This is a genomic window from Comamonas squillarum, from assembly GCF_025309455.1.
In the GTDB taxonomy this organism is placed as follows: Bacteria; Pseudomonadota; Gammaproteobacteria; order Burkholderiales; family Burkholderiaceae_C; genus Comamonas; species Comamonas squillarum.
Map to the genome: position 1 here is coordinate 2009356 of NZ_CP104377.1, position 25830 is coordinate 2035185.

Sequence of the window (25830 nt, forward strand, 5' to 3'; positions counted from 1 at the left end):
ACGGTGATACGCCAAGCCGCCAGTATCGCGCTGCCCGCCCCGGTTTGCAGCCCGGCGCGCACAAACCATGCAAAAACGCTCTGCGCAGCAAAAGCTGGGCAGAGCGTTGATGGACTATATCAGTCGGCTTACTTGGCAGGCACCGTATAGGTGTACTCGCGCAAGATGCCACCGCCTTGCACCGAGCCACTGTCCTGGCCCTGGGCCACGCGGCCGACGCAGGCACGGCGGTCTTCATCGGTCTTGAAGACGGCGCAGCGTGCGGTGGCGTTTTCGCGGAAGCTGGAACCCGGATCGGTCAACTGGCCCTGGCGTGCGGCCTGGCGAGCGGCTGCCGCTTCGCGGGCGTTAGAGCTGCCTTCGGCCACATCGGCGTTGGCGCGGGCATCGCCGCGCATTTCACCGCGCTTGTGGTGGGCACCGTGCGGGCCATGCGGCATGGGCTTCATGTGCTTGGCAGGCGGTGGTGGAGGGGGCGGTGCCGATTGGGCGCTGGCATAGCCGGCGGTACCCAGCGCGAGGGCCATCGCGGCCATTTGCAAAGACTGGCGGAACATGTTTTTCATAGCGATCATCCTTATCGGTGATGGGAAGCAACACAAACAGCATGCCTGCGCTGCAAGCGCGCCCCTATCGGCCCAATCCGCCAGTGCTTGCAATATTTGGCCTACAGGCAAAGGCCCCGCCCACTCAGGGTAGGCGGCCTCCAAACCACTCGCCCACCCCTTGGGCCATGCGCGCAAAGACCTGGTCCAGGCTGGGCGCATCGTGGCCAAACAGCGCATGGATGACAGTGGCATTCTCGAACAGGCCATGCACATAGGTACCCAGCACCTGCGGCGCCCCGCCCTGCCACAGCAGGCCGGGCAGCAGCTCCTGCGCGGGCTGGGCGGCGCCGGCCTGCATGTCGGGGCGCAGTTCGGTCTGGCCGTGGTGGATTTCATAACCCGTCACCACCAGGCCGCTCAAGGCCTGCCAGGGCGCCTGCACGGCAGGCAGCAGCAGGCGCGTGGGCTGCACATTCTTTTGCTGCGCAAACAACGTCACCAGCGGCAGCAGGCCCAGGCCGGCGGCATTTCCGTCCACGCCATGCAGATCGACGAGCGCCTCGCCCAGCATCTGCAGGCCGCCGCAAATGCCCAGCACCCGTTTGCCCGCCTGCGCATGGCGGGCGACAGCCGCATCCAGCCCCTGCTGGCGCATCCAGGCCAGATCGGCAGCGGTGGCCTTGCTGCCCGGCAGAATCACCCAGTCCGCATCGCTCAGCTGCGCGGGCGTGCGGGCCCAGACCACACGCACGCCTGGCAGTTGCAGCAGCGGCTGGAACTCGTCGAGGTTGCTGATGCGCGGGTAGGCGACGATGGCGATGCAGGTGTGCACCGGTTGCCCGGCACCACCACTGCCCCGGTCGTCAAACACGCCGTCTTCTTCGGGCAGGCCGTGCTGGAACTGCATCGGAATGCAGGCCACCGTGGGCACACCAGTCATGTCTTGCAGCATCTGCGGCGCCGGCGCCAGCAAGGCCGCATCGCCCCGAAACTTGTTGAGCACAAAGCCCTGGATGAGGCTTTGCTCCTCGGGCGGCAGCAGCGCCCAGGTGCCGTAGAGGTGGGCAAAGGCCCCGCCCCGGTCGATATCGGCCACCAGCAGGCAATGCGCATCGCAGTGGCGCGCCACGCGCATATTGACCACGTCGCTGCTGTGCAGATTGATCTCGGCGGGCGACCCAGCTCCCTCGATCACCACCACATCGTTCTCGGCGCGCAGCGCATCGAGCGCCTGCGCGATCTGCGGCCACACCTGGAGGCTGCGGCCGCGCCAGGGCATTTTGGACAGCGCCTCGTCCACCTGGCCAAACAGCACCACCTGGCTGCGCGCGTCGGCCTCGGGCTTGAGCAACAACGGATTCATGCGCACATCGGGCACGGCGCCTGCGGCGAGCGCCTGCAGGTACTGGGCGGTGCCAATCTCGCCCCACTGGCCATCCGGCGTGGCCACCACGCGGGCGTTGTTGCTCATGTTCTGCGCCTTGAAGGGCGCCACCTTGTAGCCCTGGGCCCGGTACCAGGCGCACAGCGCCGTGGCCACCCAGCTTTTGCCCGCGCCACTGCTGGTGCCCAGCACCATGATGCAGCGCGCGCTCATCGCTGCACGCTGCCCAGCGGCAGCACCATGCGCGCCATGATGCGCTCCAGCGCCGAGCCCGCATCGGCGCACAGCCCCGTGTGCACGGGCGAAGTCTGGATCATGCTGCTGCGCTTGGCCGTCAGCCAGTGGAAGCGCGCGCGGTATGGCAGCTGGCCGATGGGCCCGGCCTCGGGCACGCCGGCGCAGATAGCGACAATGCTGCCCAGGTGGCGGTAGACGGCCTGCAGATCGACTTCTGGATCGAGCGCCAGCAGCCGCGCCTCATCGAGCGCCATCGCTGCCTGCAGATAGCCGCTGCGCTGGCAGGACACAATCACGCCGGCGTTGATGAACTCCTCCCGCTCGACCCGGGGCACCACGCGCACGATAGCGTAGTCATACACATCATGCGCGTGCATCGATGGCTCCTTGCAACCAGCGGCCACGCGCTTGCAGGCGGGCCAGAAAATAATTCACATAGGCGGCGCGGTGCGCCTGCGGATCGGCCAGCAGCGGGCTATTGCGGTCCTCGGCCGCCTTGGCTAAAAAGCAGTCGGGCACCGTGGCCAGAATGGCGCTCAGCACCGGCTCGGTCAGTTGTGCGGCCAGGGCCTCGTCCACCTCGGCCAGCTGGCTGGCCTGGGCCAGCAGCACATGGTCGGCAATCGGCGCAAAGGGCTTGGCCGGGTCGGCCACCGTGCCATCCCAGGCATGGTGGAAGGTCAGGGTCGCGCCGTGGTCAATCAGCCAGGGCTTGCGCTGCCACATCAGCATATTGGTGTTGCGGGCCGTGCGGTCCACATTGCTGACCAGCGCATCGAACCAGACCAGGCGCGAGGCGAAGTCAATGCTCACCGCATCGACGGCCGGGTCAAAATTGACCGAGCCGGGCAGGTAATCCAGCCCAACATTGAGGCCATCACTGGCCCGGATCAGGTCCTGGATCTCGGGGTCGGGCTCGGTTTGCGCGAGCTTGGCGTGCAGCAGGGCCAGCACCAGCTCGGGCAGCGGCAGGCCCAGCGCGCGGGCGATGCCGCCGCAAATGAGCTCGCCCATCAGCGCGCGCACGCCCTGACCAGCGCCCCGGAACTTGAGCACATACAGGCCCAGATCGTCCGCCTCGACGACGGCCGGCATTGAGCCGCCCTCGCGCAGCGGCGTCACATAGCGCTCGACCAAGACGGTGCGCAGTTGCAAAGTTTGTAAATCCATACCAAATGGTAGCGGTTGCCGCATGTCCTCGCTATGCATCTGCCAGCGACAGCCAGACCCGCGCCAGCGCCGCCTGCGCCACCGGCGCCATCACGCCCAGGCGCACATGGCCGGGCAGGCCAAAGCTGCGGGCATCGCGCAGCTTGATGCCCTGGCTGCGCAATGCTGCCAGTCGCGCGGGCAGGTCTGCCTGCGCCAGCGGCAGGCGCGCGACAAAGTAATTGGCCTGGTGGCCGGGCAGCACCGCCCAGCCCAGGCGCTCGCACAGCGCCAGCTGCCGGCCCTTCCAGTGGCGCAAGGTGTCCAGACTGCGGGCCAGCCAGGCCTGCACCTCGGGCGTCACCCAGGCCTGCAGCATGGCCACGCCATGGGCACCCACCACCCAGGAAGGCGCCAGCGCCCGCAGTGCATCAATCTGCGCCTGTGCCGTGTCCTCAGGTGCAATCGCATAGGCAGCGCGTACCCCCGTCATGCCCAGTGCCTTGTTGGGCGTCCACAGCTGCCACAGCGCGGCCATGTCGCGTGGCGGCGCAGGGCCCTCCAGCCACAGCGGCCGGTAGGCGCAATCGAGCACCAGGCCATGGTGGCTAGCGTCTGCAGGCAACGCTTGCCAAATATCTTCGGCACGGCCCAGTGGGCTGGAGGGCTCGCAGGCCCAGTGCAGGCCTTCGCCCCAAGTCGGATTGCGGGTGCTGCTGCGCAGGCCCCACACCTCCGCCGCCTGGGCATAGTCGCCATAGGAGTAGCGGGGCAGGCTCACCTGCGTGGCACCCTGGCGCAGCGCATGCTGGGTCAGGCGGTGGATCAGCTCGCTGCTGCTGCCGCCAATGACCAAGCGCTCGGGCGCCACTGCATGGAAGGCCGCCAGCTGCAGGCGCAGCGCCGTGTAGTGCGGGTCGGGGTACTGCGCCAGGTGTGCGGCCTGCAAGGCGGCCACCGCCTCCGGGCAGGGGCCGCAGGCATTGCGGTTGGTGGAAAAATCATGCGCCGGCACGCCCAAGGCGTCGGTGCCACCATGCTCGTTATCAGCCATGGGCCAATGCTCCTTGCGCCATCGAGGCGATTGCTATCTTTACCGCCAAACCCAGGGCCAGCAACAAGGCGCACAGTGCCTGTGCCCACACCACCCGGCCCGCCAGGGCCAGCGCCCGCTGCACATCCTGGGCCTGCGGAGGCCGGCCTTGCGGGTTGAGCTGGTACACACCGGGTTTGGACAGGTGCAGGCCCAGCGCCCGCGCCATCGCGCTCATCGGCCAGCCGCCATTGGGCGATGGCGTGACCGCCGCATCGCGCCGCAGGCCGGACCAGGACAGGCCGCCCGCCAACGCGGCCAGCCAGGCTGCGGTGATGCGGGCCGGCAGCCAGTTCAGCACATCATCGGCCCGTGCCGCCCATTTGCCCGCCCACTGCCAGTGGCGGCGCTGAGCGCCCTGGCCGCGCCAGCCTGGGTAGCCCCACATCGCATCGGCCGTGTTGGCCAACCGGTACAGCGCCGCACCCGGCAGGCCGGCGACGGCAAACCAGAACAGCGGCGCCAGCACCGAGTCGCTCAGGTTCTCGGCCAGCGTCTCGATCGCGCTCTCGCGCACTGTCGCTGCCTCGAGCTGTGCGGTATCGCGGCTCACCAGCCAGGACAGCCGGGCCCGGCCCGCGTCCAGCGATTCGCCGAGCGCGGCCTCCACCGCCAGCACCTCGCTGCGCAGCATGCGCCAGGACAGCAAGGGCTTGAGCAGCAGACCCGCCCCCAGTGCGCCCAGCCACCAGGGCGCCAACAGCAGCAGCCACTGCAGTGCCGCATACACCAGCCAGGCGCCCGCCGCCAGCATGCACCAGGCCAGCGCCGCCAGCACAAAGCGACCGTAAGCGCGCTCCAGCGCCTGGCGCGGCGCAATCCCCTGGCCCAGCATGCCCAGCAGCTGGCCCATATAGACAACAGGGTGCAGCCGCACTGGCGGCTCGCCCCAAAGCCGATCCACCAGCAAGGCCACCAAGACCGCCAGCAAGGCCGCCATCGGCGCCTGCCAGGGCACGGCAGGGCCAGCATCCGCCAAGGCCGGGACCAGTTGCAGCAGCGGGCTGCCACCGGCCAGTGCCAGCGACCACAGGCCGCCATCGCTCATGGCTGCGTCCCTTGGTTTGGCTGCCAGCACCCGTCCATCAGCATGTCCTGCAAGGGCGCGCGGCTGGCCCAGCGCTCTTGCTGCAGCATGGGCTCGGCATAAAAGGCCTCTACAGGGCCCAGGCACAACACGGCCAACGGATGCGCACCTGCGGGCATGGCCAGCAGCTGCGCCAGCGCCTGGGGTTCGAACAGCGATACCCAGCCCATCCCCAGCCCCTCGGCACGCGCCGCCAGCCACAGGTTCTGGATCGCGCAGGCGGTGCTGGCCACATCCATCTCGGGCAAGGTGCGGCGGCCAAACACATGGGCTTCGCGCCCCGGCGGCATGGCCACCACCAGCACCTCGGCCGCCTGCAGCACACCCTGCACCTTGAGCTGCATAAAGTCGGCCTCGCGCGCACCCAAGGCTTGGGCGGTGCGCAGCCGCTCCTCTTCAACCAGCGCATGGATGCGGCCGCGCATCTGCGCATCGCGCACCCGGATAAAGCGCCAGGGCTGCATAAAGCCAACGCTGGGCGCATGGTGCGCCGCCCGCAGCAGGCGCAGCAGGACGGCATCGTCCACCTGGCCGCCGGCAAAGTGGCGCATGTCGCGCCGCTCATGGATGGCGCGGTAGACCGCTGCGCGCTCAGCCTCACTAAAGGCTGTCGCGGCAATGGTGGGAGCGTTGATGGGGGCGGAGTGGGAGTCGCTCATGCCAGCAATCGGCTGCGGGGCCTCAGTCTTCAATGCCGCGCTGCGCCGGAATGCCGGCCTTGAACGCATGCTTGATCATCGTCATCTCGGTGACCGTGTCGGCCGCATCGATGATCTCCTGCGGGCAGCGCCGGCCGGTGATGCAGACATGCACCTCCTTGGGGCGCGCGGCCAGGGTGTCCAGCACCTCTTGCAAGGGCAGCCAGCCGTAGATCAGCGGGTAGGTGACCTCATCGAGCACCACCAGGAAATACTCACCCGAGAGGATGGCTGCCTTGGCCTTTTCCCAGCCTTCGCGCGCCAGCTGGCCGCTGTGCTCCAGATCGCGGCTCTTCCAGCTGAAGCCATCGCCCAGGCCTTCGACCGGCAGGCCCACCTTCTCAGACAGGCGGTGCTCGCCAAAACGCGCGGTCGGCACCTTCATGAACTGGTAGACCTTCACGGCCTTGCCCCGGCCCGTGGCGCGGAACGCCAGGCCAAAGGCCGCCGTGGTCTTGCCCTTGCCATCGCCGGTGTTGACGATCACCAGGCCACGGCGCTCGCCCTCGGGCTTTTCATAAGGCTTTTCGCTGGGTGGTGTTTCAATCTGCATCGGAAGTCTTTCGTTGAGTCGTTGTGTCTTTGGAAACTGGGCCAGGCCCGGCTTCACAGGGATTCAGCGCAGGCGCTCAGGGGCTTGCACTACCGTGGCGGTGCGCGGCAAGGCCATCCACACGCCATCGATGGCACGCACCTGGATGCGGTGGTCAAACACCGCCTCCAGCGCGGCATGCGTGGCCGGGTCGTCGCAGCGGCCCTGGTGCAGCACCCGGCCGGCCTGCAGCACCAGCATATGGTCGGCCAGCAGCGCCACTGATATCTCGTGGAGCACGCTGACCACGGTGATGCCCTGGGCGGTCAAGGCCCGCATGCTGTCCACCCAGTCGGTCTGGTGCGGTGGGTCCAGGTTGGCCAGCGGCTCATCCATCAGCAGTACCTGGGCTTGCACGGCCATGGCCCGGGCCAGCAGCACGCGCTGGCGCTCGCCGCCCGAGAGTTCGGCCACCGGCCGGTGGCGCCAGTCCCAGGCATGGGCTGCGCGCAGGCATTGCTCCACCACCGCATGGTCTTCGCGGCTGGGCGCTGCAAACCAGGGCTGGTGCGGCAGGCGGCCCAGCATGGCCACATCCATCACCGTCAGCTCTTGCGTCACCACCTCGCCCTGGCCCAGCCAGGCCAGCGCCTGGGCGCGCTGCTTGCGCGGCCAGCGCTGCAAATCCTTGCCCAGCAGTGCTACCTCGCCCTGCAGCTGTGCCGCCGGCCACAAACCGCCCAGCACCTTGAGCAGGCTGGATTTGCCCGCGCCATTGGGGCCGACAATGCTGGTCCAGCGGCCTTGCGCAAACTGGGCATTGACGCCTTGCAGAATCGGCCTTGCATGCACAGCGGCGTGGATATTGGTGGCGCTCAGCGCAGCAGAGTTCGGAGTTTGCATCACAGCCCCCCTGCCGACCGGGTGCTGCGGTGCATGCGCCAGAGCAGGTAAGTGCCGCCCAGCGCGGCGGTCAGCACGCCCACCGGCAGCTCCTGCGGGGCCACCAGCCAGCGCGCCAAGATATCGGCGGCCAGCAGCAGCACGCCACCCATCGCGGCAGCCAGCACGGTGCTGCGGCCATGGCCCACCTGCACCAGGCTGCGCACCAAGTGCGGGGCGGCCAGGCCGACAAAGGCGATCAGGCCAGTCTGCGCCACCGAGGTGCCGGTGGCCAGGGCCAGCACGGCCACCAGGCCATAGCGCAACGGGGCCAGTGGCAAGCCCAGGCTGGCGGCCGTCGCCTCGCCCAGGGTCAGGCCATCGAGCAGGCGGGCGCAGCACCAGGTGGCCAGCACGCAGACCAGCAGCACGCCGGCCATCAGCGCGCAGCCCTCCCAGCCGACAAAGGCCGAGGTGCCCAGGGTAAAGGCCTGCATCGCCTGCAGAATATCGGGGTGGCGCAGCTCCAGCAGATCACGCATGGCGCCCAGCACCACGCCCACGATCACGCCGGCCAGCAACAGGCGCAAGGTGTTTTGCACATTGCGCGCCAGCACCACCGTCAGCGCCACCGCGCAGGCGGCACCCACAAAGGCCATGCCGGTCATGCCCAGGCGGTAGAGCAGATTCAGGCTGGTGACGGACGAGCCCAGCAGCACCAGGCCCAATGCGCTGCCCAGCGAGGCGCCAGACGCACTGCCCAGCAAATAGGGATCGGCCAGCGGGTTGCGAAACAGGCCCTGAGCGACAGCCCCCGCCAGGCCCAGCAGGCCACCAGCCAGCCAGGCGCCCAGCGAGCGCGGCAGGCGGATATCGACGACGATCTGCCAGGAAGTCGGGTCGTCGCGCATGCGCAACACGCTCTCCCAACCGGTGCTGCCGACGCTGGCGCCGACAAGCAGCAGCAAGGCGCTGAGCACCAGCAGCACCAGCGCCAGCCAGGCACTGCGGCGCAGGCCGGGCGCCGCCTCGCGCTGCGCTGCGGATGCGGGTGCTGAGGTGGGAAAAGCAGCCATCAGCGCGCCACCGCAGCCTTGCCCGGTGCCTTGTCGGCCAGGCAGCGCGCCATCAGCGCCGCCGCCTGGGCCATGCGCGGGCCTGGGCGCACGATCGCATACGACTCTTCATCCGTAAACACACAGACCCGCCCGGCCTTGACGGCCTGGAGGTTGTGCCAGCCCGGGTAGCTGGTGGCAGCCTGCATGCTGCGGTTGCCCAGCATGATCACATCGGGCTGGGCGCGCAGCAAAAACTCGGGGCTCAGCCGGGGAAACGGGCCCAGCTCAGCGGGCACGACATTGTCCACGCCCAGTTGGGTCAGGGTCTCGCCAATAAAGGACTGGGGGCCGGCCGCATAAGGGCCGCGGCTCACCTCAAAGTAGACCCGGCTATGGCGCGTGCGCTCGGGCAGGTCGCGCACCACCGCATCAATGCCCGATTCCAGCGCGTGCCAGACCCGGTCAGCGCCCTGCGCCTGGGGCACGCCCAGGAGCTGGCCCAGGGTGCCCAGCACGCGGTGGATATCGGCCTTGGACTTCACATCGAGCGCCACCACCTTCAGGCCCAGGGCCTGCAAGCGCTCTGCCGCCTTGGAGGCATCGGACAGCAGCACCACATCGGGCTTGAGCGCCACCACGGATTCAACGCTCGGGTCCAGACCGCCGCCCACCACCGGTAGTTTCTTGACCGAGGCGGGCCAGTCCGAATAGCGGTCCACCCCCACCAGGCGCTCACACAGTCCCAGCGCGCAGGTGCTCTCGGTGAGCGACGGCAGAAGACTCACGATGCGCTGCGGTGGTTGCGCCAGCTGGACCTTGCGGCCCCGGTCGTCGACGATGGCCACGGGAGCAACCAGGTCCTGGTCTTTCCAGACCGGCGCATTGGCAAAGGGTTGCAGGCGCAGTTCATCGACGCTGGCGGACGGCGCAGCTTGGGCCATCGGCAACGCGAGCATCAGCGCCACACGGGCCAGTGCCTGCCGCAAAAGGGGTCGGGGAGCCATCAACAAGGCCATCATTTCATCTGCAGCGGCAAGCCCGCCGCCATCAGTTGCACGCGGTTGCAGGCCGCTGCCGCTTGCTGGTTGAGCAGACCCAGCGCATCGACAAAGGCGCGCACCTCGCGGCCCATCGGAATGACACCCAGGCCAATCTCATTGCTGACCAAAATGACAGGCCCCGGTGCGGCCTGCAGGGCAGCGACAAAGGCATCGCACTGTACCTGCCAGGCTTGCGCAGGTGAAAGCGCAGGAGTCTCCATCGGCATCAACCAGTTGGTGAGCCACAGGGTCAGGCAGTCGACCACCAGCAGGTGTTCGGGCCGGCTGCTCGCCAGCAGCTGCTGGGCGACGTCGCGCGGCGCCTCCACGGTGGCCAGTTGCGGCACGCGGGCGCGGCGGTCACGCTGGTGGCGCGCAATGCGCTCGTGCATCTCGGCGTCATACGCGGTGCCGGTGGCGACCAGGCTGGCGCTGCGGCCGGCATCGGCCTGCAGCCAGGCGCGCGCCAGCAGCTCGGCCTGGCGTGATTTGCCCGATTTCTGCCCGCCCAGCAGCAAGAGCTTCAGCGGCGCTCCATCAACGTGGAAAAGAGAGTCATCCATGCCGCGCATCTTAGGCGTTCAACGCCTCACGGTGCCAGGCCTGCGGATCGACCACCGGCATGTCCACCCCCAGCAAGGCCGCTACGGCCTGCGGGCACGAGGGAAACCAGGCATGGAAATAGCTCGCATGGATGCTGCCCTGCTGGTAGACGGCTTCGCCCTTGCCGCTCTCGGCCGCCTGGCCCGGGCGGCTGCTGCGCGCCACTTCCAGGGCCTCACTCTGCAGTTTGGAATAGTGAAAGGTATGGCCGCGCAGCATGCCCCAGGGCGTCAGCAGCTGCTGCATGCCCAGACCCGCCAGGCGCTGGTGCATCACGGCCTGCGCTGGCAGCAAGCCCCACAAGCTGTGCCAGCGGCTGTCCAGGTCGGTCAGCCCCTCGGCCAGTGCCACCATGCCGCCGCATTCGGCCCAGACGGGTTTGCGCTGTTCCAGGTGCGCCTGCAGATCCAGCTGCAAGCCGGCATTGGCCTTGAGCGCGGGCAGGTGCAGCTCCGGGTAGCCGCCAGGCAGCCACAGCGCATCGCAGGCGGGCAGGCGGTCGCCTGCGATCGGCGAGAAAAAGGCCAGCTCGGCGCCCATGGCCTGCAGGCATTCCAGATTGGCGGTGTAGATAAAGCTGAAAGCGGCATCGCGGGCGACGGCAATGCGGCGCCCGGCCAGCCAGGCGGGCACCGGGGCGGCAACAGCAGGCGCGGTAAAGGCCACCGTCCAGCGCTGCTGCCACTCCTGCCAGCTCAGCTGGCCCAGCGGCGTTTGCGCCAGCACGTCGGCGGCGGCATCCAGGCGCTCGGCAGCGTCGTGCAGCTCATGGGCTGCCACCAGGCCCAGGTGGCGCTCGGGCAGCAGGTTGGCGCGCGGTTTCGCAGCATCGAGGCTCACCTGGTGCATCGCGCCCAGCCACAGTGCCGGGTCGCGCAGGCCGCTGCGCAGCATCTCACCGTGGTGGGCAGTGGCCACGCGGTTGGCCAGCACACCGGCCAGCTGCAGGCCTGGGTCATAGTGCTGCAAGCCATGGGCAATGGCGCCAAAGGTAGCGGCCATGGCCGATGCATCGACCACCACCACAGCGGAGATGCCCAGCGACTTGGCCAGCTCGGCCGCGCTGTTGGCACCATCGAACAGGCCCATCACGCCTTCGATCAGCAGCACATCGTTGCTTTGCGCGGCCTGAAACAGGCGTGCGCGCACATCCACTTCACCGTTCATCCAGCGGTCCAGCGCATGCACGGGCTGGCCGCTGGCCAGGCGCAGCCACTGCGGATCGAGAAAATCCGGGCCGCATTTGAACACCTGGACCCGCCGGCCCTGGCGGGCATGCAGGCGCGCCAAGGCTACCGTCACCGTGGTCTTGCCCTGGCCCGATGCGGGCGCCGCAATCAGCAGTGCCACGCAAGCGGCCGTTGGGCGGTCCTGAACCGTCGTGTCTGTCATGGCTGGCTTATCCCCTCTGCGCTCAGCGCGGCATCCACTTCACACCCACATACACGCTGCGACCTTCGGTGGCATAGGTGCGTGCGGTCTGGTAGCGCTTGTCGGCCAGGTTGTTGATACGGGCGATCAGGTTCACATCCTTGGCCACCTCGGTCTGCGCTGACAGGTTGAACAAGGTGTAGCCGCCCAGCACATTGATGTTGGCGGCATTGTCAAAGCGCTTGGCGCTGGTCTGCAGGTCGGCCGCCCAGGTCCAACCGGCTGCACGCGTCTCGGCGCCCAGGGTGGCATAGCGCTTGGCGCGGCGCGCCAGCAGCTTGTCGTTTTCGGTATCGCGCGGGTTCTGGAAGTCGACCGAGCCGTGCAGGTTGAACGCGCCCAGCTTGGTCGTGGCCGCCAAGGTGATGCCTTCCAGGCGTGCCTTGCCCACATTGGCATAGCAGCCGAATGCGCTGTCGCAGCTGCCGGGCGACGAGAAGTTGATCAGGTTGGTGACCCGGTTGCGGTAGGCCGTGGCCGAGAAGCTGTCGGCACCCTGCGCCCAGCGCAGGCCCAGCTCGGCATTGCGGCTTTTCTCGGGCTGCAGCGATGCGTCGCCGTATTCGCTAAAGCGCTGGTAGAGCGTGGGCGCGCGGAAGGCCGTGCCTACCGTCGCGGTGGCGCGCCAGTTTGCCGCAAAGGCATAGCCATAGGCAGCGCTGCCGGTGGTCTTGCCGCCAAACTCGCTGTCGTCATCCCGGCGCAGGTTCAGCTGCACCGTGTGCGGGCCGGAGTTCAGGCCATAGCCCAGCGCCAGCGCATTCTGGTGGCGGTCGCGGTCAATGCCGCCATTCGTCAGCGCGTCGTCACGCCGCTCAAGTGCGGCCGTCAAGGTGTGGACGCCCAGGCGCCAGGTATTTTGGAACAGGTAGTTATGCAGGCGCGTGTCCGTCTGGTAGGGCGAGGGCCGGGTCTCGTAATAGTCGCGCGACTGGCTGAACTGCAGCTTGGTGCTGTAGTGCTCGGTCCACTGCGCCTGCCAGTTCAGGCCCAGCGCAAACATCTTGTTGAGGCTGCGGTCGTCCTCGGTCAGGCTGCTGTCGTAGCCCGAGTTCACATCGCTGGCCAGCAAGGTGGCTTCGAGCCGGTGCTGGCCGTTGAGCTGGTAGCCCAGGCGGCCGCTGACCGCATTGCTGCGGTAGTCGTCCTCGTCTGGGTTGGCGGTGGCCACGGTGCGGGCATTGAAGCCATCGGTCTGCGAGCGGTTCAGACCCAGCGCGTAATCCCAGCCGTCGGCGCCGCCGGAGATACCGGCCTCGGCCGTGAACGTGCCCCGGTTGCCAAAGCCCAGGCCGACATAGGGCTGGGGCGCGCCCTCACCTTTCTTGGTGAAGATCTGCACTACGCCGCCCATCGCGTCCGAGCCGTAGACGGCAGCGGCCGGGCCGCGCAGCACTTCGATGCGATCGATCAGCGCCAGCGGAATCGATTGCCAGGAGGCGCCGCCAGTCGATTGCGAGTCCATGCGCACGCCGTCGACATAGACAGCGGTAAAGCGCGAATCGGCGCCACGCATGAACACGCTGGTCGTCGTGCCCGGCCCGCCGTTGCGCGAAATCTGGATGCCCGGCACGCGCGCGAGCACATCGGCCACGCTGCCCGGGCCCTGGCGCTCGATGGTCTGCGCATCGATGATAGACATGTCGGCCACCAGATCGGACAGCGGCTGCTCGATGCGGTTGGCGGTCACCACCATCTCTTGCAGGTTTTTACCCTCTGTTTCCAGGGCGGCTGGGGCCTGCTGCGCCTGTGCTGGCAGCGCAAACAGGGGCAGCGCCGCTGCGATGGCCAAGGCCAAAAAACGGGGGGTATGGAGGGTGCGCGAGCGGGGCGCAAGCGCGGGACGCGCGAAGGGGCGTGTCGAAAAAGCAGAGGAAAACATGCACTGAGTTGGTGATGAACCACCCCGCGCCAGCCTCCCCGCCGGCAATGGGGAACACGGAAGCCGCGGCAAGGCCTCAGCCACGCGCCTCCACTATTGTTGGCCGGTATCCGGGCTGGCGATGACACAGCACACGCCTTCCCAAACACTTGTTCAAGGTATTCAGTGGCATAGTGGTGGCTGTGGATGGCGCAAAAGCCAACCATCGCTTACCGTTGCGGGGGCAGCGCAGGTTGCGTAAGGCTTGTAGGGCACAAGCGGCGCTCCTGCTTCCCGTTGAACTGCCCCCATGTGAACCACTGGGGCGAGCACCAACGGGTACAATTTTAGCGTTAAACCCATTGCGCACTTAAGAAGACTGTCTCTCTATGGCCACTACGCCTTCTATGGATCTGATGCTTGAGCGGGTGGAGGCACTGCTGAGCCGTCATGAGGCTTTGCAACGCGCCCACGCCCAATTGCAAGAGCAAGTCACCACCCTGACCCAGGAGCGCGACTCCCTCCAATCGCGCCTGACAGCGGCCCGCGCCCGCGTGGATGCACTGATCGAACGCCTGCCCAAGACCTTTGACCAGGACGAATGATGAAACAGCTGGAAGTACACATCATGCAGCAAAGCTATATGCTGGGCTGCCCCGAAGGCCAGGAAGCACGTCTGCTGGCTGCCGTCAAGCATGTCGATGAGGCCATGAGCGGCATCCGCGACGCGGGCAAGATCCGTGGCCGCGAGCGCATCGCTGTGCTGGCGGCCCTCAATGTCGCTTTTGACCTGCTTGATTTGCAAGTGCAAAACAGCCAGCTCAGCCAGACCGCAGACGCCCTGCAAGCGCAAGCTGCTGCGCAGTCTGCCGCGATGGTTGAGGTCCAGGCCCAGACCGCCCCTGGGGACCAGGCGAGCCTGGACTGGGATGCGCCCCGTGTGCAGTCGGTGATGCAACGGCTGGACGCGGCGCTGGCGCCGGCCCCCGCGCAACCGGCCGACACCCTGGGCACCAGCGCTTGAGGCACTGCCGCGAGCAGGCGCCAACACCAGATTGCCGCGCCATGCAATGCCTGGCTGCAAAATATCACGCCACCCATTGCTCAATCTGGCTAACCAGCTATCTTTTTTGACCAATCCAGGCACATTGAATTGCAGTTTTGGTGGGTGCGGCAGGCGCGAGCGATTACAATGAAAGCGTTCGCAGCCCTGCTGGACTTTATAGTTCCTTGAACCAATGCTCTACGAGCACGGGCTTGGTACATTACCTATTGAGCGTGATCGTCTCGCGTCAGATGAACCCAACGATAGGTTGCCCTCGCCCACCTGAACCCCCGGTTCAGGATGACGGTCCAGTGGATCCGCTGCGAACACCTGATTTTTTCGGGCAGGCTCCGCCCAACCTGTCTTCTCCTCTCCGCGACAGCGGGGTTTCAGGCCACCTGTTTCAGGTGGCCTTTTTACTGCGCGCCATGACTGATCCTCTTGTTTTGCTGCCGCTGTCGTTTCTGGGCCTGATCGGCGGTTTTCTGGCGGGCCTGCTGGGCATTGGCGGCGGCATGGTGCTGGTGCCCTTCATCACCTACATCCTGGGCACCCAGGGCGTGGCGCCGGAGCTGGCGATCAAGATGGCGATTGCCACCTCGATGGCGACCATCGTCTTCACCTCGATGTCCAGCGTGCGCGCCCACCACCAGCATGGCGCGGTGCGCTGGGACCTTGTCAAACGCCTGGCCCCGGGCATTGTGCTGGGCGGCCTGCTGGCCAGCCTGGGTATTTTTGCGGTGCTCAAGGGCAGCTACCTGGGTTTGTTTTTTGGCCTGTTCATTGGTTACTCGGCACTGCGCATGTTCCGCAAGCCCAATAGCCAGGCCATGCGCGCCATGCCGGGCACGGCCGGCCAGCTGGCTGCGGGTGGCGTGATCGGCTGCCTCTCGGGCCTGGTGGGCGCGGGCGGCGCCTTCATCAGCGTGCCTTTCATGACCTGGTGCAGCGTGCCGATGCACAACGCGGTAGCCACGAGCTCGGCGCTGGGCTTTCCGATTGCGGTCACCAATGTCATCGGCTTCATGGTGGCCGGCCTGCACCTGCAGGGGCTGCCACCGCATTCGCTGGGTTATATCTGGCTGCCCGGCCTGGCCGCCATTGCCACCTGCAGCGTGCTGACCGCGCCGCTGGGCGCCCGCGCCGCGCACCGGCTGCCGGTGGGCCAGCTCAAGAAGATCTTTGGCGGCATCTTGCTGTGCCTGGCGCTCTACATGCTCTACAAGAGCCTGGCGGCCTGGCAGGGCTGAGGCCTGCCCACGCCCTGCCCTCAGATAATCCGCGAGAAGCGCGCCCGGTTGCGGTCGGCCTGCAGGTTCTTGTCAAACACCATGGCGACGCCACGCACAAAGTACCAGCCCAGCTCGGTCACATTGATCGATTCGTCGCTCAGCTGCACCAGGCCCTGCTCCTGCAGCTCACGCAGCTGGGCCAGCTCGGCGGCAAAGTACTGCGCAAAATCAATCAGCCAGGCCTGCTCCAGCGATTCAATCGCCAGGCACCCCTGGCACATCAGGCCCATGATCACCGTGCGGCGCAGCAGGTCGTCGCGCGTCAGTGCCAGCCCACGCACCACGGGAATCTGGCCCTGGTCGATCAGGTCGTAGTACTCCTCCAGGGTCTTGGCATTTTGGCTGTAGGTGGCGCCAATGCGTCCGATGGCTGACACGCCCAGCGCCATAAGATCGCAATCGGGCTGGGTGCTGTAGCCCTGAAAGTTGCGGTGCAGGCGGCCCTGGCGCTTGGCCACCGCCAAGGCATCGTCGGGCAAGGCGAAATGGTCCATGCCCACATACACATAACCGGCGGCTTCCAGCGCCGCCAGGGCCTGGGCCAGCATCGCCAGCTTGTCGGCGGGGCTGGGCAGGTCCTGGGCCTGGATGCGGCGCTGGGGCTTGAAGCGCTCGGGCAGGTGCGCATAGGCATACAGCGCAATGCGGTCGGGCCGCAGCGCGTTGACCTGCTCCATGGTGCGCACAAAGCTGGCCGGGCTTTGTTGGGGCAGACCATAGATCAAATCGATATTGATGGATTCAAAGCCGATAGCGCGCGCCTGCTCGACCAAGGCAAACACCTGGTCAGCGGGCTGCTCGCGGTGCACCGCCTTTTGCACCAGCGGGTCAAAGTCCTGCACGCCAAAGCTCAGCCGGTTGAAGCCGAGCCGGTACAGGTGCTGCAGGCGCTCGCCGCTCACAGTGCGCGGGTCGACCTCGATCGCGTACTCGCCACCGGGCTGCAGATGAAAACGCTCTTTGACCATATCCATCAGGCGGCTGAGGCCGGCATCGGTCAGGAAGGTGGGCGAGCCCCCACCCAGGTGCAGTTGGCTGATGGTCGGGCGGGCGCTGACATGGGCCAGTTGCAGGTCCAGCTCGCGCTCGAGGTAATCCAGGTATTCGTCGGCCCGCTCGGCGTGCTTGGTGATGATCTTGTTGCAGGCGCAGTAGTAGCACAGCGAGGCGCAGAACGGCACATGCACATACAAGGACAGCGGCGACAGCCGGCCCGCCAGACCGGTGCCGCGTTGCGCCAGCGCCAGCTTGTACTCATTCGCAGCAAAGGCTTCAACAAATCGGTCTGCGGTAGGATACGAGGTGTAACGGGGGCCGGGAACATCAAAACGGCACAGCAGTTCGGGGGTCAGGGAAATCATGGTTCTTCTTCCTAGCGGACGCCCCAATGTGCCCCAAGGCCTGCCACGCGTCCTTGATGTACATCAAGAAGCCTCTGGGCGCCAGCACGCACAATAGGCCCATCCAAGGAACGTCGTTCCTATCTGAATAGTTGTTCACGGGTATTGATACATGACATCCAACTCCATCAAAGTAGCGTGCTCCAGCTGCAATTTGCGCGAGCTGTGCATGCCCGTGGGACTGTCGGCCGAACAGATGGAGCGCATCGACGAGATCGTCGCCACCCGGCGCAAGATCAAGCGCGGCAGCGCGCTGTTCCGCAACGGTGAGACCTTCACCTCCTTGTATGCGATACGCACCGGTTTCTTCAAGACCAGCATCGCCACCGAAGACGGGCGCGACCAGGTCACCGGCTTCCAGATGGCGGGTGAGATCATCGGCCTGGACGGCATCGTCAACGACCGCCATTCCTGCGACGCGATTGCGCTCGAAGATGCCGAGGTCTGCGTGATGCCCTACTCCTCGCTCGAAGACCTGTCGCGCGAGGTGACCGCCTTGCAGCACCATGTGCACAAGGTCATGAGCCGAGAGATCGTGCGCGAGCATGGCGTCATGCTGCTGCTGGGCAGCATGCGCGCCGAAGAGCGCCTGGCCGCCTTCTTGCTGAACCTGGTGCAGCGCTTGCATGCCCGGGGCTTTTCGCAGCATGAGCTGATCCTGCGCATGACGCGCGAGGAAATCGGCAGCTACCTGGGCCTCAAGCTCGAGACCGTCAGCCGCACCTTCTCCAAGTTTGCCGAGGAGAACATCATCGAGGTCAAGCAGCGCCATGTGCGCATTCTGGACACCGACAAGCTCCAGGGCCTGATCAACACCCAGGCCTGCTCGGCTTAAGACCCTGTTCCAAGTCGCTCCGCCAGCGGATACAAACGCGGTCTGATCCGACATCCGCTCAAGCCGCAAGCGGCGATGCTCTGAGTTGCATCCACGGCAAGGCTGCCACCCACAGCCCTGCCCCATGTCTGACCTGAAAGGAGCCTGCCATGTACCAACATATCCTGCTTGCCACCGATGGCTCTGAGCTGTCCGAGAAGGCCGTGCGCCACGCACTGGCGCTTGCCAAGCTGAGCCATGCCACGGTGACTGCCGTCAACATCTCGCCCAACTACCCGCGCAGCTACTTCGAAGGCAGCACCATGCAAAACCCCGATGACATTGCGCGCATCGAGGATGGCTGGGAACGCGCAGCGCAAGGCATTGTCGATAAGGTGGTGGCCGAAGGCGCCGCGACCGGCGTGCCCATCAAGACCCTGGTGATCAAGTCCGACATGATTGCCGAGGCGCTGCTGGAGACGGCGAAGAAGGAAAACTGCGACCTGATCGTCATGGCATCGCACGGCTACCGGGGCTTGAAGCGCCTGCTGCTGGGCAGCGAAACACAGCATGTACTGACCCATGCCACGATACCGGTGCTGGTACTGCGCTGATCGCCGTATAACCGCATCATCCCCATAGCAAACCCTCGCCTGCGGCAGCTTCTGAGCGGCCACAGCGCGAGGGTTTTGTCATGGCGGCGCATGCCGCCTCCATAGGCGCATCAGCCCTTGAACAGGTCCTGGTACTGGTCGCGCAGCAGGTTCTTTTGCACCTTGCCCATGGTGTTGCGTGGCAGCTCGCCCACGACAAAGCAGCGCTTGGGAATCTTGAAATTGGCCAGCTGCTTTTTCAAGGTCGCAATGATGCCGTCGGCATCGAGCGGTTGGCCCGCCTTGGCAATGACCACCGCCACACCCACTTCGCCAAAATCGGGGTGCGGCACGCCGACCAGCGCGCTTTCCGCGACGCCCGGCAGTTCGTTGATGAAGCCCTCGATCTCGGCCGGGTAGACGTTGTAGCCGCCGGAGATGATCAGGTCCTTGCTGCGGCCGACGATGGTCACATAGCCGCGCGCATCGATCTTGCCTACGTCGCCGGTCTTGAACCAGCCGTCGGCAGTGAACTCCTGCGCGGTCTTCTCGGGCATGCGCCAGTAGCCGCTGAACACATTGGGGCCTTGCACCTGGATATGGCCGATCTCGTCGGCGCCCAGCGCCTGGCCGTCATCGCCCTGCACCCGCACGCCCACACCCGGCAGCGCAAAGCCCACCGTGCCGCCCCGGCGCTCGTCCTGGCCGCCATGGCGGGCATCGGCCTGGTAGGGGTTGGAGACCAGCATGATGGTCTCGCTCATGCCATAGCGCTCCAGGATGGTGTGGCCGGTGCGGGTCTGCCAGTCGCGGAAGGTCTCGATCAGCAACGGCGCCGAGCCGGAGATGAACAGACGCATGTGCTGGGCCGCTGCCTTGGTCAGGCCCGGCTCGGCCAGCAGGCGCACATACAAGGTCGGCACGCCCATGAAGACCGTCGCCCGCGCCATCGCGGCAATCACCGCCTTGGGCTCGAACTTGGCAAACCAGATCATCTTGCTGCCATTGAGCAAGGCCGCATGGATCGCGACAAACAGGCCATGCACATGGAAGATCGGCAGCGCATGGATCAGCACATCGCCCTTTTTCCAGCCCCAGTAGTCCTTGAGCATGACGGCATTGCTCAGCAGGTTGCCGTGGCTGAGCATCGCACCCTTGCTGCGCCCAGTGGTGCCACTGGTGTAGAGGATGGCGGCCATGTCGTCGGCAGATTTCTGCGCAGGCGTGTGTGCATCGGCGCAGTGCACCGCACGCTCCAGCAAGGTTCCGCTGCGGTCATCGCCCAGGGTGAACACGCTTTGCGTGCCGCACTGGAAGGCGATCTTGGAGACCCAGCCAAAGTTGGCCGGTGAGCAGACCACAACGGCCGGCTCGGCATTGGTGACAAAGTACTCGATCTCGGCGCTTTGGTAGGCGGTGTTGAGCGGTAGAAACACATGGCCGGCACGCAAGGTGGCCAGGTATAGCGCCATCGCTTCGACCGACTTTTCCACCTGCACCGCCACGCGGCTGCCGGAAGGAATATTCAGCGAATCGAGCAGGTTGGCGATGCGCGCGCTCATGCGGTCCAGATCGCGCCAGCTGTAGTTCAGCGGCTCACCGCTGGCCGACGTGGTCTCCACGGCGATGGCATCGAGGTCCTCAGGAAAGGCCGCGCGCAGGGCGCAGAACAGGTTGTCGTTGGTCATGTTTGTCTACTTGGTTGGTGGTTTCCTTGGCGCCTGCGGCCCGGCCGGTGGCCAGCGCAGGCACGGTCAAAACTGGGCTGCTCTTTTGTCGACAAAGGCGGCAATGCCTTCGCGGTGTTCTGCCGAATCGGCATAGGCATAGGGCTGCTGCAGCACCGGGGCCTGGGCATCGCCTTCGGCCAGTGCACGCAGCAGCTGCTTGGTCATGCGGGCAGCCTGGGGCGCCAGGCCGCAGATGCGGGCCACGCTGCGTTCCAGCTGGGCCTGCAGGTCTTGAGCGGGGTGAACCTGGCTCAAAAAGCCCGAGGCCAGCATCTGGTCGGCGCCAAAGAGCGCTGCCTCCAGCAGCATCTGCCGCGTCTTGGCAGGCCCCACCTGGCTCAGCACCAACGCCGCCTCCTTGGGTGCCATCGGAAAGCCCAGTTTGGCAATCGGCGCGCCAAACTGGGCGGTGTCGGCCGCCAGGCGCATGTCGCAGCAGCTGGCCAGCTCCACGCCCGCGCCCATGCAGGCGCCTTCAATGGCGGCCACCAACGGCACATCGCATTGCAGCATGGCGTTGAGCGCCGGCCAGACCTCGCCTTCGTGGAAGGCGGCCAGGCTCTCTGGGGCAAAGCGAAAGTCGGCGTACTCCGAGATATCGCCACCGGCACAAAAGGCCTCGCCCTCGCCTTGCAGCACGATGCAGCGCAGCCCGGGCTGGCGCTGCAGGTCCTCAAACACGCTGCGCAGCTGGCGCCACATGGCGCGCGACATGGCATTGCGCTTGCCCGCATGGTTCAGCACCACGCGCACGGCCTGCGCGCGGGATGCCTCTTCGCCCGCCACCCACGATTGCACACGAACCTGCCCCGCCATCATCTCGCTCCTCTTGTCATTCAATCTTCGCGCCCGAGGCCTTGACCACCTCGGCCCAGCGCTTGACCTCATCGGCCACAAAGGCGGCAAACTGCGGCTGCGTCATGCTGCCATATTCCGCACCATTCTTGGCCCAGATGGCCTTGATTTCTTCGGAGGCGCCCATGCGCTTGGCCTCTTCGAACATGCGCGCCTGCAGCTCGGGCGAGGTGCCCTTGATGGCCCAGAGGCCGTACCAGGTGGTCACGTTGTAGTCGGGCAAGCCGACTTCGGCAGCGCAGGGCACATCGGGCAGCGAGGGGTTGCGCTGGCTGCCCGAGACCATCAGGCACTTGATGCGCCCGGCGGCGATATGCGCGGCCGACGAGCCCAGGCCATCGAACAGCATGTCCACATTGCCGGCAATCAGGTCCTGCAGCGCCGGGCCCGCGCCCTTGTAGGGTACATGCAGGATGTCGGTCTGGCTCTGGATCTTGAACAGCTCGCCGGCCAGGTGGTGGCTGGTGCCGGCGCCAGCCGAGGCAAAGCTCATCTTGCCCGGGTTGGCCTTGAGCTGGGCCAGCAGCTGCTGCATATTGGCCGCCGTCACCCGCTTGGGGTTGACCACCAGCACCTGCGGCACCGTCGCCAGCAAGGCCAGCGGCACCAGGTCCTTCTGAATGTCGTAATCAAGCCGGGGATAGACCGAGGGCGCAATCACATGGTGGGTGCCGCCCATAAAGAAATGGTAGCCATCGGAGGGCTGGCGCGCGGCAAAGCTGGCCCCCAGGGTGCCGCCTGCGCCGCCCTTGTTGTCGATCACCAGGGTCTTGCCCGAGATTTTCGAGAACTGCGAGGACAGCGGCCGCGCAAAGGCATCGGTGCCACCCCCTGCAGGAAAGGGCACCACCCAGGTCACCGGCTTGCTCGGCCAGTCGCGCGCAGCGGCCGCACTGGCCCAGCTCCAGGCGGGCAGCGCGCTGCCCGCCATGCCAGCGGCCAGGCCCAGGACAGTTCGTCTTCTGGACGGGGAAGGTGTATTGCTCTTGGTCATCTTGTCTCCTAACGGTTATTTTTAAAGATCCACGCACACCCGCCTGCGCGCGCCGACAGCAACGCTCAGGCCCTAGGTGGTCAGCAAAGAATGCCTACCACCCAGGCTGCGGCCCTATGGGGGCCTGCAGCTCTCTCCAGGCCAGCGCAGCGCCCGGGGGCGCGATGCTGGCCTGCCATCCTCAAAAACAGGTTCAGACCTTGGCCAGCGCCTCAATGCCCGATGACACCGGAATCTTTCCCTGGGCGAGCGCATTGCGGTGCTTGTCCAGGCGCTTCAAGTCGTACAGGTAGTTCACCATCAAACCATAGGACTGCTTGATGCCCTTGGCCGAGGTATCGCCCGCCCAGTTCAGGCGCTCGACGCGCGAGCCATTGCCCAGGTGAAAGCGCGCGACCGGGTCCACCGGTTTGTCCTTGACCAGGCTCTTGCCCAGGTAGCGGGCAGCGGCATGCAGCAGCAGCTTGGCGGCCGCATCGCCCGCCTGCCACTGGCCCGGTTGCTCCAGCGCGGCCATCCAGTCGTCCACCGTCGGCTCGGCCTTGTCCAGCGCCTTGCCCAGCTCAGCGCGCAGGCGCTTGTCGGCGCCCTCCCAGACCTCGCCAGCGTTCTTGCCCAGCCAGCTGCGAAAACCGGGTATCGGCGACAAGGTGGCGAACTGGCGCAGCTTGGGAAACTCCTGCAATAACTGCTCGACCACGGTCTTGATCAGCGAATCGCCAAAACTCACGCCACGCAAACCCGTCTGGGTGTTGCTGATCGAGTAGAAGATCGCCGTGCTGGCCTTGTTCACATCGGCTGCGGCAGCGGCCTCGTCCAGCAGCGGCGCGATGCTGTCCGACATCTTGTCGACCAGGGCCACCTCGACAAAGATCAGCGGTTCGTTGGGCAGGCGCGGGTGGAAAAAGCCGTAGCAGCGGCGGTCGCTGTCGAGGCGGTTTTTCAGGTCCGTCCAGCTGCGGATGTCATGCACCGCTTCGTACTTGATGAGTTTTTCGAGCAGCGACGCGGGCGAATCCCAGCTGAGGCTGCGCAGCTCCAAAAAGGCGATGTCAAACCAGGTCGAGAACAGGTATTCCAGATCGGCGTCCACAGCGACCAGCCATTCCTGGCTCTTGAGCTGGGGCAGCATCTGCGCGCGCAGATCGAGCAAGAAGCGCATGCCCTGCGCGGGCACCGCAAAGCGCTGAAACAGGCGCATGCGCGGGGTCTGCAAGGCCTTGCGCAGGTGGCGCTCGGCAGCGGCCATGCTGGCGGTGCCGATCGCGTCTTCGTAGCGCTGGCGCGCCTGGCCGATCTTGGTCACATCGGGCATGAACTGCTCGCACAGCAGGCGCCAGCAGTCCAGGCGCTGCTCGGGCTGGGCGGCGGCATACCACTGCATCACCGGCTCGGCCAGGCGCCCGCCTTCGGCGTCACTCACCTCGCTGGCACCCACGGCCTGCAGGTCCGCCAGCAGGCGGCGCAACTCGCGCGGCGACAGCGCCTCATTGCCCCGGCGCAAGGTGGCCTTGAGGCGCTCGGTGGTGCTGCGCTCGCCTTCGGCAGCGCTGCTGCTGCCCAACTCGGTAGGAATGCCGACCGAGCGCAGCCAGGCCGCGCTTTTTTGCAGCCAGTTGTTGGCGGCGCTGTCCACCGCGGTAGCGGGCGAAGTTTCGGTAGCGGTGGTCATAAAGCAATCCTTGACAGTGAAAGGGGGGTGGTGCGCAGCAGGGCCTTGCGCTGCTGCAGCAAATGGTTGCGCATGGTCTGCTCGGCGGCATCGGCGTCACCGGTCAGCATCACGGCATAGATATCGAGGTGCTCCTGCAAGCTGGCCTGCAGGCGGCCCGGCGCGCGCAGCTGGTGCAGCCGCGCCAGGCGCAAAATGCGGCGCAGATCGGCAATGGCCTGGGCCAGCCAGCGGTTGTCGGCCAGGGTGATGAAGGCCTCATGGATCTGGTGGTTCATGCGGTAGTAGGCCGCGATATCGCCCGCCTCGGCGTAGTGGGCCAGCTGCTCGTGCATCACATCGAGCACGGCGCGGTCGGCGCTGCTGAGTTTCTTGGTGGCCTCGTACGCGGCGCGCCCTTCCAAGAGCGCAATGACCGGAAAGATATCGTCCAGATCGCGCTCGGTCACGGTCTCGACAAAGCAGCCACGCCGCGGCTCATGGCGCAGTAACCCTTCGGAGACCAGCAGTTTGAGCGCTTCGCGCAGCGGCGTGCGCGAGACGGAGAGCTGGTCGCACAGCGCCTTTTCATCGAGCAGCTCGCCCGCCGCCAAGGTGCCGGCAAAGATCAGGTCACGCACCTGGATCGCCACCGTGTCGTGCAAGGACTGTCCGGCAACCGCCATCCGCTCACTCCTTTGGAAAAAGTCGTTCTGCACCGTCCGCGCCAAAATCTCAGGTTGGCTCTGGCATTGACTCTGACTCAGAGGGCCGAATCAACGGTGCAATGCTGTAATTATGAGAAATTACAGCGCATTTTGGCCCCCGTGTTAACACCCGGTTCATACCCCGCGACCACTGTTACCGGTGCAAACGCTTACCCTCCCGCTTTGCGGACACAAAAAAAGCAGGCACCGGTTGCTCCAGGCCTGCTTGCGTCATTGGTGGGGGCCACGCCCCCTGCCGCTGCGAACTACGTTGCGTTCTCAGTCCTTGCCGTAAGGGTCAAAGTCAAAGTACTTGTCGGCGATCTGCTTGTAGCGCCCGTCCGCGCGGATGGCGGCAATCGCATCATTGAGTGACTTCTTCAGCTCGGGCTGGCCCTTGCGCATCGCAATGCTGGCGCCTTCGCCAAAGATCTTCTTGTCCACCAAGGTGTCGCTGACAAACTCAAAGTTCTGGCCCTCGGGCTTTTTCAAAAAGCCGTAGGCGATCTCGACGCTGTCGGCGACCGAGCCGTCCAGGCGGCCGGAATTGATGTCCAGGTAGACCGGGTCACGGCCGGGGTAGGACACCACATCGGCGCCTGCGGGCTTGAGGTAGGTCAGCGCCCACTTCTCCTGGATGCTGGCCTTGAGCACGCCAATCTTCTTGCCCTTGAGTGATTCGGGGCCGGTGTACTTGAAGCCTTTGGGCATCACGATGCGCGCACCGGTGTGGTAGTACTTGTTCGTGAAGTCCACAACACGGGCGCGGTCCTCGTTCTTGGCCATCGAGCTGATGATCACGTCGTACTTCTTGGCCTGCAGACCGGGGATCATGCCGTCCCAGACCTGCTCGACAAACACGCACTTGCGCTTGATCTGGGCGCACAGCGCGTTGGCGATGTCGACGTCGAAACCGGCGGGCTGGCCTGTGGGCAGCTTGTAGGTAAAGGGCTCATAGCTCAGGTCCACGGCCACTTTCAGATCGGGCAAGGCCTGCTGCGCAGACACCGCTGCACTGCCCAGCACGCACACACCGGCCACCAGGCCCAGCACCCATTTTTTGGTCATATCGTCCTATCTCCGCTCAGACAAAAAACAAAGCCGCTGTGCCAGAGGAATCCGGCACAGCGGCTGATCAGTATAGCC

Annotated in this window: 26 protein-coding genes and 1 riboswitch; of the genes, 5 read left to right on the forward strand and 21 right to left on the reverse strand. The window is 66.0% G+C overall.

Annotated features, from left to right (window positions below; all coding sequences use genetic code 11):
* Positions 1 to 128: 128 nt before the first annotated feature.
* From N4T19_RS09390 to N4T19_RS09455, 14 genes are all read right to left on the reverse strand, one after another.
* Complete coding sequence (locus tag N4T19_RS09390; protein ID WP_021025181.1) at positions 129 to 566, reverse strand: hypothetical protein; 438 nt, start codon at positions 564 to 566, stop codon at positions 129 to 131.
* Positions 567 to 690: 124 nt separating this feature from the next.
* A complete protein-coding gene (locus N4T19_RS09395; protein WP_260720011.1) occupies positions 691 to 2145 on the reverse strand; it encodes a cobyric acid synthase in 1455 nt (484 codons plus the stop codon).
* Positions 2142 to 2546 (reverse strand): DUF3037 domain-containing protein, encoded by a 405-nt coding sequence (locus N4T19_RS09400; protein WP_116925842.1) that lies wholly within the window; start codon positions 2544 to 2546, stop codon positions 2142 to 2144. The genes N4T19_RS09395 and N4T19_RS09400 overlap by 4 nt, the downstream gene beginning before the upstream one ends.
* The gene (locus N4T19_RS09405) at positions 2533 to 3318 is read right to left on the reverse strand and encodes a HipA family kinase (RefSeq protein ID WP_116925996.1); all 786 of its coding nucleotides are present in this window, start codon (positions 3316 to 3318) and stop codon (positions 2533 to 2535) included. The genes N4T19_RS09400 and N4T19_RS09405 overlap by 14 nt, the downstream gene beginning before the upstream one ends.
* A 52-nt stretch (positions 3319 to 3370) precedes the next feature.
* On the reverse strand, positions 3371 to 4372 hold the full coding sequence (locus tag N4T19_RS09410; protein ID WP_260720013.1) for an aminotransferase class I/II-fold pyridoxal phosphate-dependent enzyme: 1002 nt from the start codon (positions 4370 to 4372) through the stop codon (positions 3371 to 3373).
* Positions 4365 to 5459 carry an adenosylcobinamide-phosphate synthase CbiB gene (gene cbiB / locus N4T19_RS09415; protein ID WP_260720015.1) on the reverse strand — a complete coding sequence of 365 codons (1095 nt, stop codon included), beginning with the start codon at positions 5457 to 5459 and terminating at the stop codon, positions 4365 to 4367. The genes N4T19_RS09410 and cbiB overlap by 8 nt, the downstream gene beginning before the upstream one ends.
* Positions 5456 to 6157, reverse strand: coding sequence for a 5,6-dimethylbenzimidazole synthase (bluB, locus tag N4T19_RS09420; RefSeq protein ID WP_260720016.1), 702 nt, complete (start codon positions 6155 to 6157; stop codon positions 5456 to 5458). The genes cbiB and bluB overlap by 4 nt, the downstream gene beginning before the upstream one ends.
* A gap of 22 nt (positions 6158 to 6179) precedes the next feature.
* Positions 6180 to 6749, reverse strand: a complete 570-nt coding sequence (gene cobO, locus N4T19_RS09425) for a cob(I)yrinic acid a,c-diamide adenosyltransferase (RefSeq protein WP_260720018.1) — start codon at positions 6747 to 6749, stop codon at positions 6180 to 6182.
* A 63-nt stretch (positions 6750 to 6812) separates the two neighbouring features.
* Entirely contained in the window at positions 6813 to 7631 is an 819-nt protein-coding gene (locus tag N4T19_RS09430; protein ID WP_260720020.1) for an ABC transporter ATP-binding protein, read from the reverse strand.
* Positions 7631 to 8608 (reverse strand): FecCD family ABC transporter permease, encoded by a 978-nt coding sequence (locus tag N4T19_RS09435; protein WP_313900091.1) that lies wholly within the window; start codon positions 8606 to 8608, stop codon positions 7631 to 7633. Before N4T19_RS09435 ends, N4T19_RS09430 begins: the two co-directional genes overlap by 1 nt.
* Positions 8609 to 8685: 77 nt before the next feature.
* Positions 8686 to 9672: an ABC transporter substrate-binding protein gene (locus tag N4T19_RS09440; protein ID WP_260720023.1), complete on the reverse strand. Its 987-nt coding sequence runs from the start codon at positions 9670 to 9672 to the stop codon at positions 8686 to 8688.
* A gap of 11 nt (positions 9673 to 9683) precedes the next feature.
* Positions 9684 to 10271, reverse strand: a complete 588-nt coding sequence (locus N4T19_RS09445) for a bifunctional adenosylcobinamide kinase/adenosylcobinamide-phosphate guanylyltransferase (RefSeq protein ID WP_260720025.1) — start codon at positions 10269 to 10271, stop codon at positions 9684 to 9686.
* A 10-nt stretch (positions 10272 to 10281) separates the two neighbouring features.
* Entirely contained in the window at positions 10282 to 11703 is a 1422-nt protein-coding gene (locus tag N4T19_RS09450) for a cobyrinate a,c-diamide synthase (RefSeq protein ID WP_260720027.1), read from the reverse strand.
* 22 nt (positions 11704 to 11725) lie between these two features.
* Entirely contained in the window at positions 11726 to 13624 is a 1899-nt protein-coding gene (locus N4T19_RS09455) for a TonB-dependent receptor domain-containing protein (RefSeq protein WP_409935170.1), read from the reverse strand.
* Between the two features lie 84 nt (positions 13625 to 13708).
* Positions 13709 to 13953: riboswitch (cobalamin riboswitch) on the reverse strand.
* Between the two features lie 39 nt (positions 13954 to 13992).
* Between N4T19_RS09455 and N4T19_RS09460 the strand changes: the two genes are divergently transcribed.
* From N4T19_RS09460 to N4T19_RS09470, 3 genes are all read left to right on the forward strand, one after another.
* Positions 13993 to 14208: a PspA/IM30 family protein gene (locus N4T19_RS09460; RefSeq protein WP_021027064.1), complete on the forward strand. Its 216-nt coding sequence runs from the start codon at positions 13993 to 13995 to the stop codon at positions 14206 to 14208.
* Entirely contained in the window at positions 14208 to 14627 is a 420-nt protein-coding gene (locus tag N4T19_RS09465) for a cell division protein ZapA (protein ID WP_116925833.1), read from the forward strand. Before N4T19_RS09460 ends, N4T19_RS09465 begins: the two co-directional genes overlap by 1 nt.
* A 449-nt stretch (positions 14628 to 15076) precedes the next feature.
* A complete protein-coding gene (locus N4T19_RS09470; protein ID WP_116925832.1) occupies positions 15077 to 15898 on the forward strand; it encodes a sulfite exporter TauE/SafE family protein in 822 nt (273 codons plus the stop codon).
* Positions 15899 to 15918: 20 nt separating this feature from the next.
* Here N4T19_RS09470 and hemN read toward each other — a convergent pair whose 3' ends face one another.
* Entirely contained in the window at positions 15919 to 17301 is a 1383-nt protein-coding gene (gene hemN, locus N4T19_RS09475; protein WP_260720030.1) for an oxygen-independent coproporphyrinogen III oxidase, read from the reverse strand.
* 151 nt (positions 17302 to 17452) lie between these two features.
* Here hemN and fnr point away from each other — a divergent pair, with 151 nt between their 5' ends.
* Entirely contained in the window at positions 17453 to 18175 is a 723-nt protein-coding gene (gene fnr / locus N4T19_RS09480; RefSeq protein WP_116925830.1) for a fumarate/nitrate reduction transcriptional regulator Fnr, read from the forward strand.
* 149 nt (positions 18176 to 18324) lie between these two features.
* The gene (locus N4T19_RS09485) at positions 18325 to 18768 is read left to right on the forward strand and encodes a universal stress protein (protein WP_021027068.1); all 444 of its coding nucleotides are present in this window, start codon (positions 18325 to 18327) and stop codon (positions 18766 to 18768) included.
* A gap of 110 nt (positions 18769 to 18878) precedes the next feature.
* Here N4T19_RS09485 and N4T19_RS09490 read toward each other — a convergent pair whose 3' ends face one another.
* The 6 genes from N4T19_RS09490 to N4T19_RS09515 all read right to left on the reverse strand — a co-directional run bounded on the left by N4T19_RS09490 (position 18879) and on the right by N4T19_RS09515 (position 25752).
* Complete coding sequence (locus N4T19_RS09490; RefSeq protein WP_116925829.1) at positions 18879 to 20435, reverse strand: malonate--CoA ligase; 1557 nt, start codon at positions 20433 to 20435, stop codon at positions 18879 to 18881.
* 66 nt (positions 20436 to 20501) lie between these two features.
* A complete protein-coding gene (locus tag N4T19_RS09495; RefSeq protein WP_116925993.1) occupies positions 20502 to 21293 on the reverse strand; it encodes an enoyl-CoA hydratase/isomerase family protein in 792 nt (263 codons plus the stop codon).
* A gap of 16 nt (positions 21294 to 21309) precedes the next feature.
* Entirely contained in the window at positions 21310 to 22326 is a 1017-nt protein-coding gene (locus N4T19_RS09500; protein WP_116925828.1) for a Bug family tripartite tricarboxylate transporter substrate binding protein, read from the reverse strand.
* Positions 22327 to 22519: 193 nt separating this feature from the next.
* Entirely contained in the window at positions 22520 to 23998 is a 1479-nt protein-coding gene (locus N4T19_RS09505; protein ID WP_260720032.1) for a malonyl-CoA decarboxylase, read from the reverse strand.
* On the reverse strand, positions 23995 to 24663 hold the full coding sequence (locus N4T19_RS09510; protein WP_116925826.1) for a GntR family transcriptional regulator: 669 nt from the start codon (positions 24661 to 24663) through the stop codon (positions 23995 to 23997). The genes N4T19_RS09505 and N4T19_RS09510 overlap by 4 nt, the downstream gene beginning before the upstream one ends.
* A gap of 300 nt (positions 24664 to 24963) precedes the next feature.
* On the reverse strand, positions 24964 to 25752 hold the full coding sequence (locus N4T19_RS09515; protein ID WP_182342961.1) for a transporter substrate-binding domain-containing protein: 789 nt from the start codon (positions 25750 to 25752) through the stop codon (positions 24964 to 24966).
* Positions 25753 to 25830 lie beyond the last annotated feature (78 nt).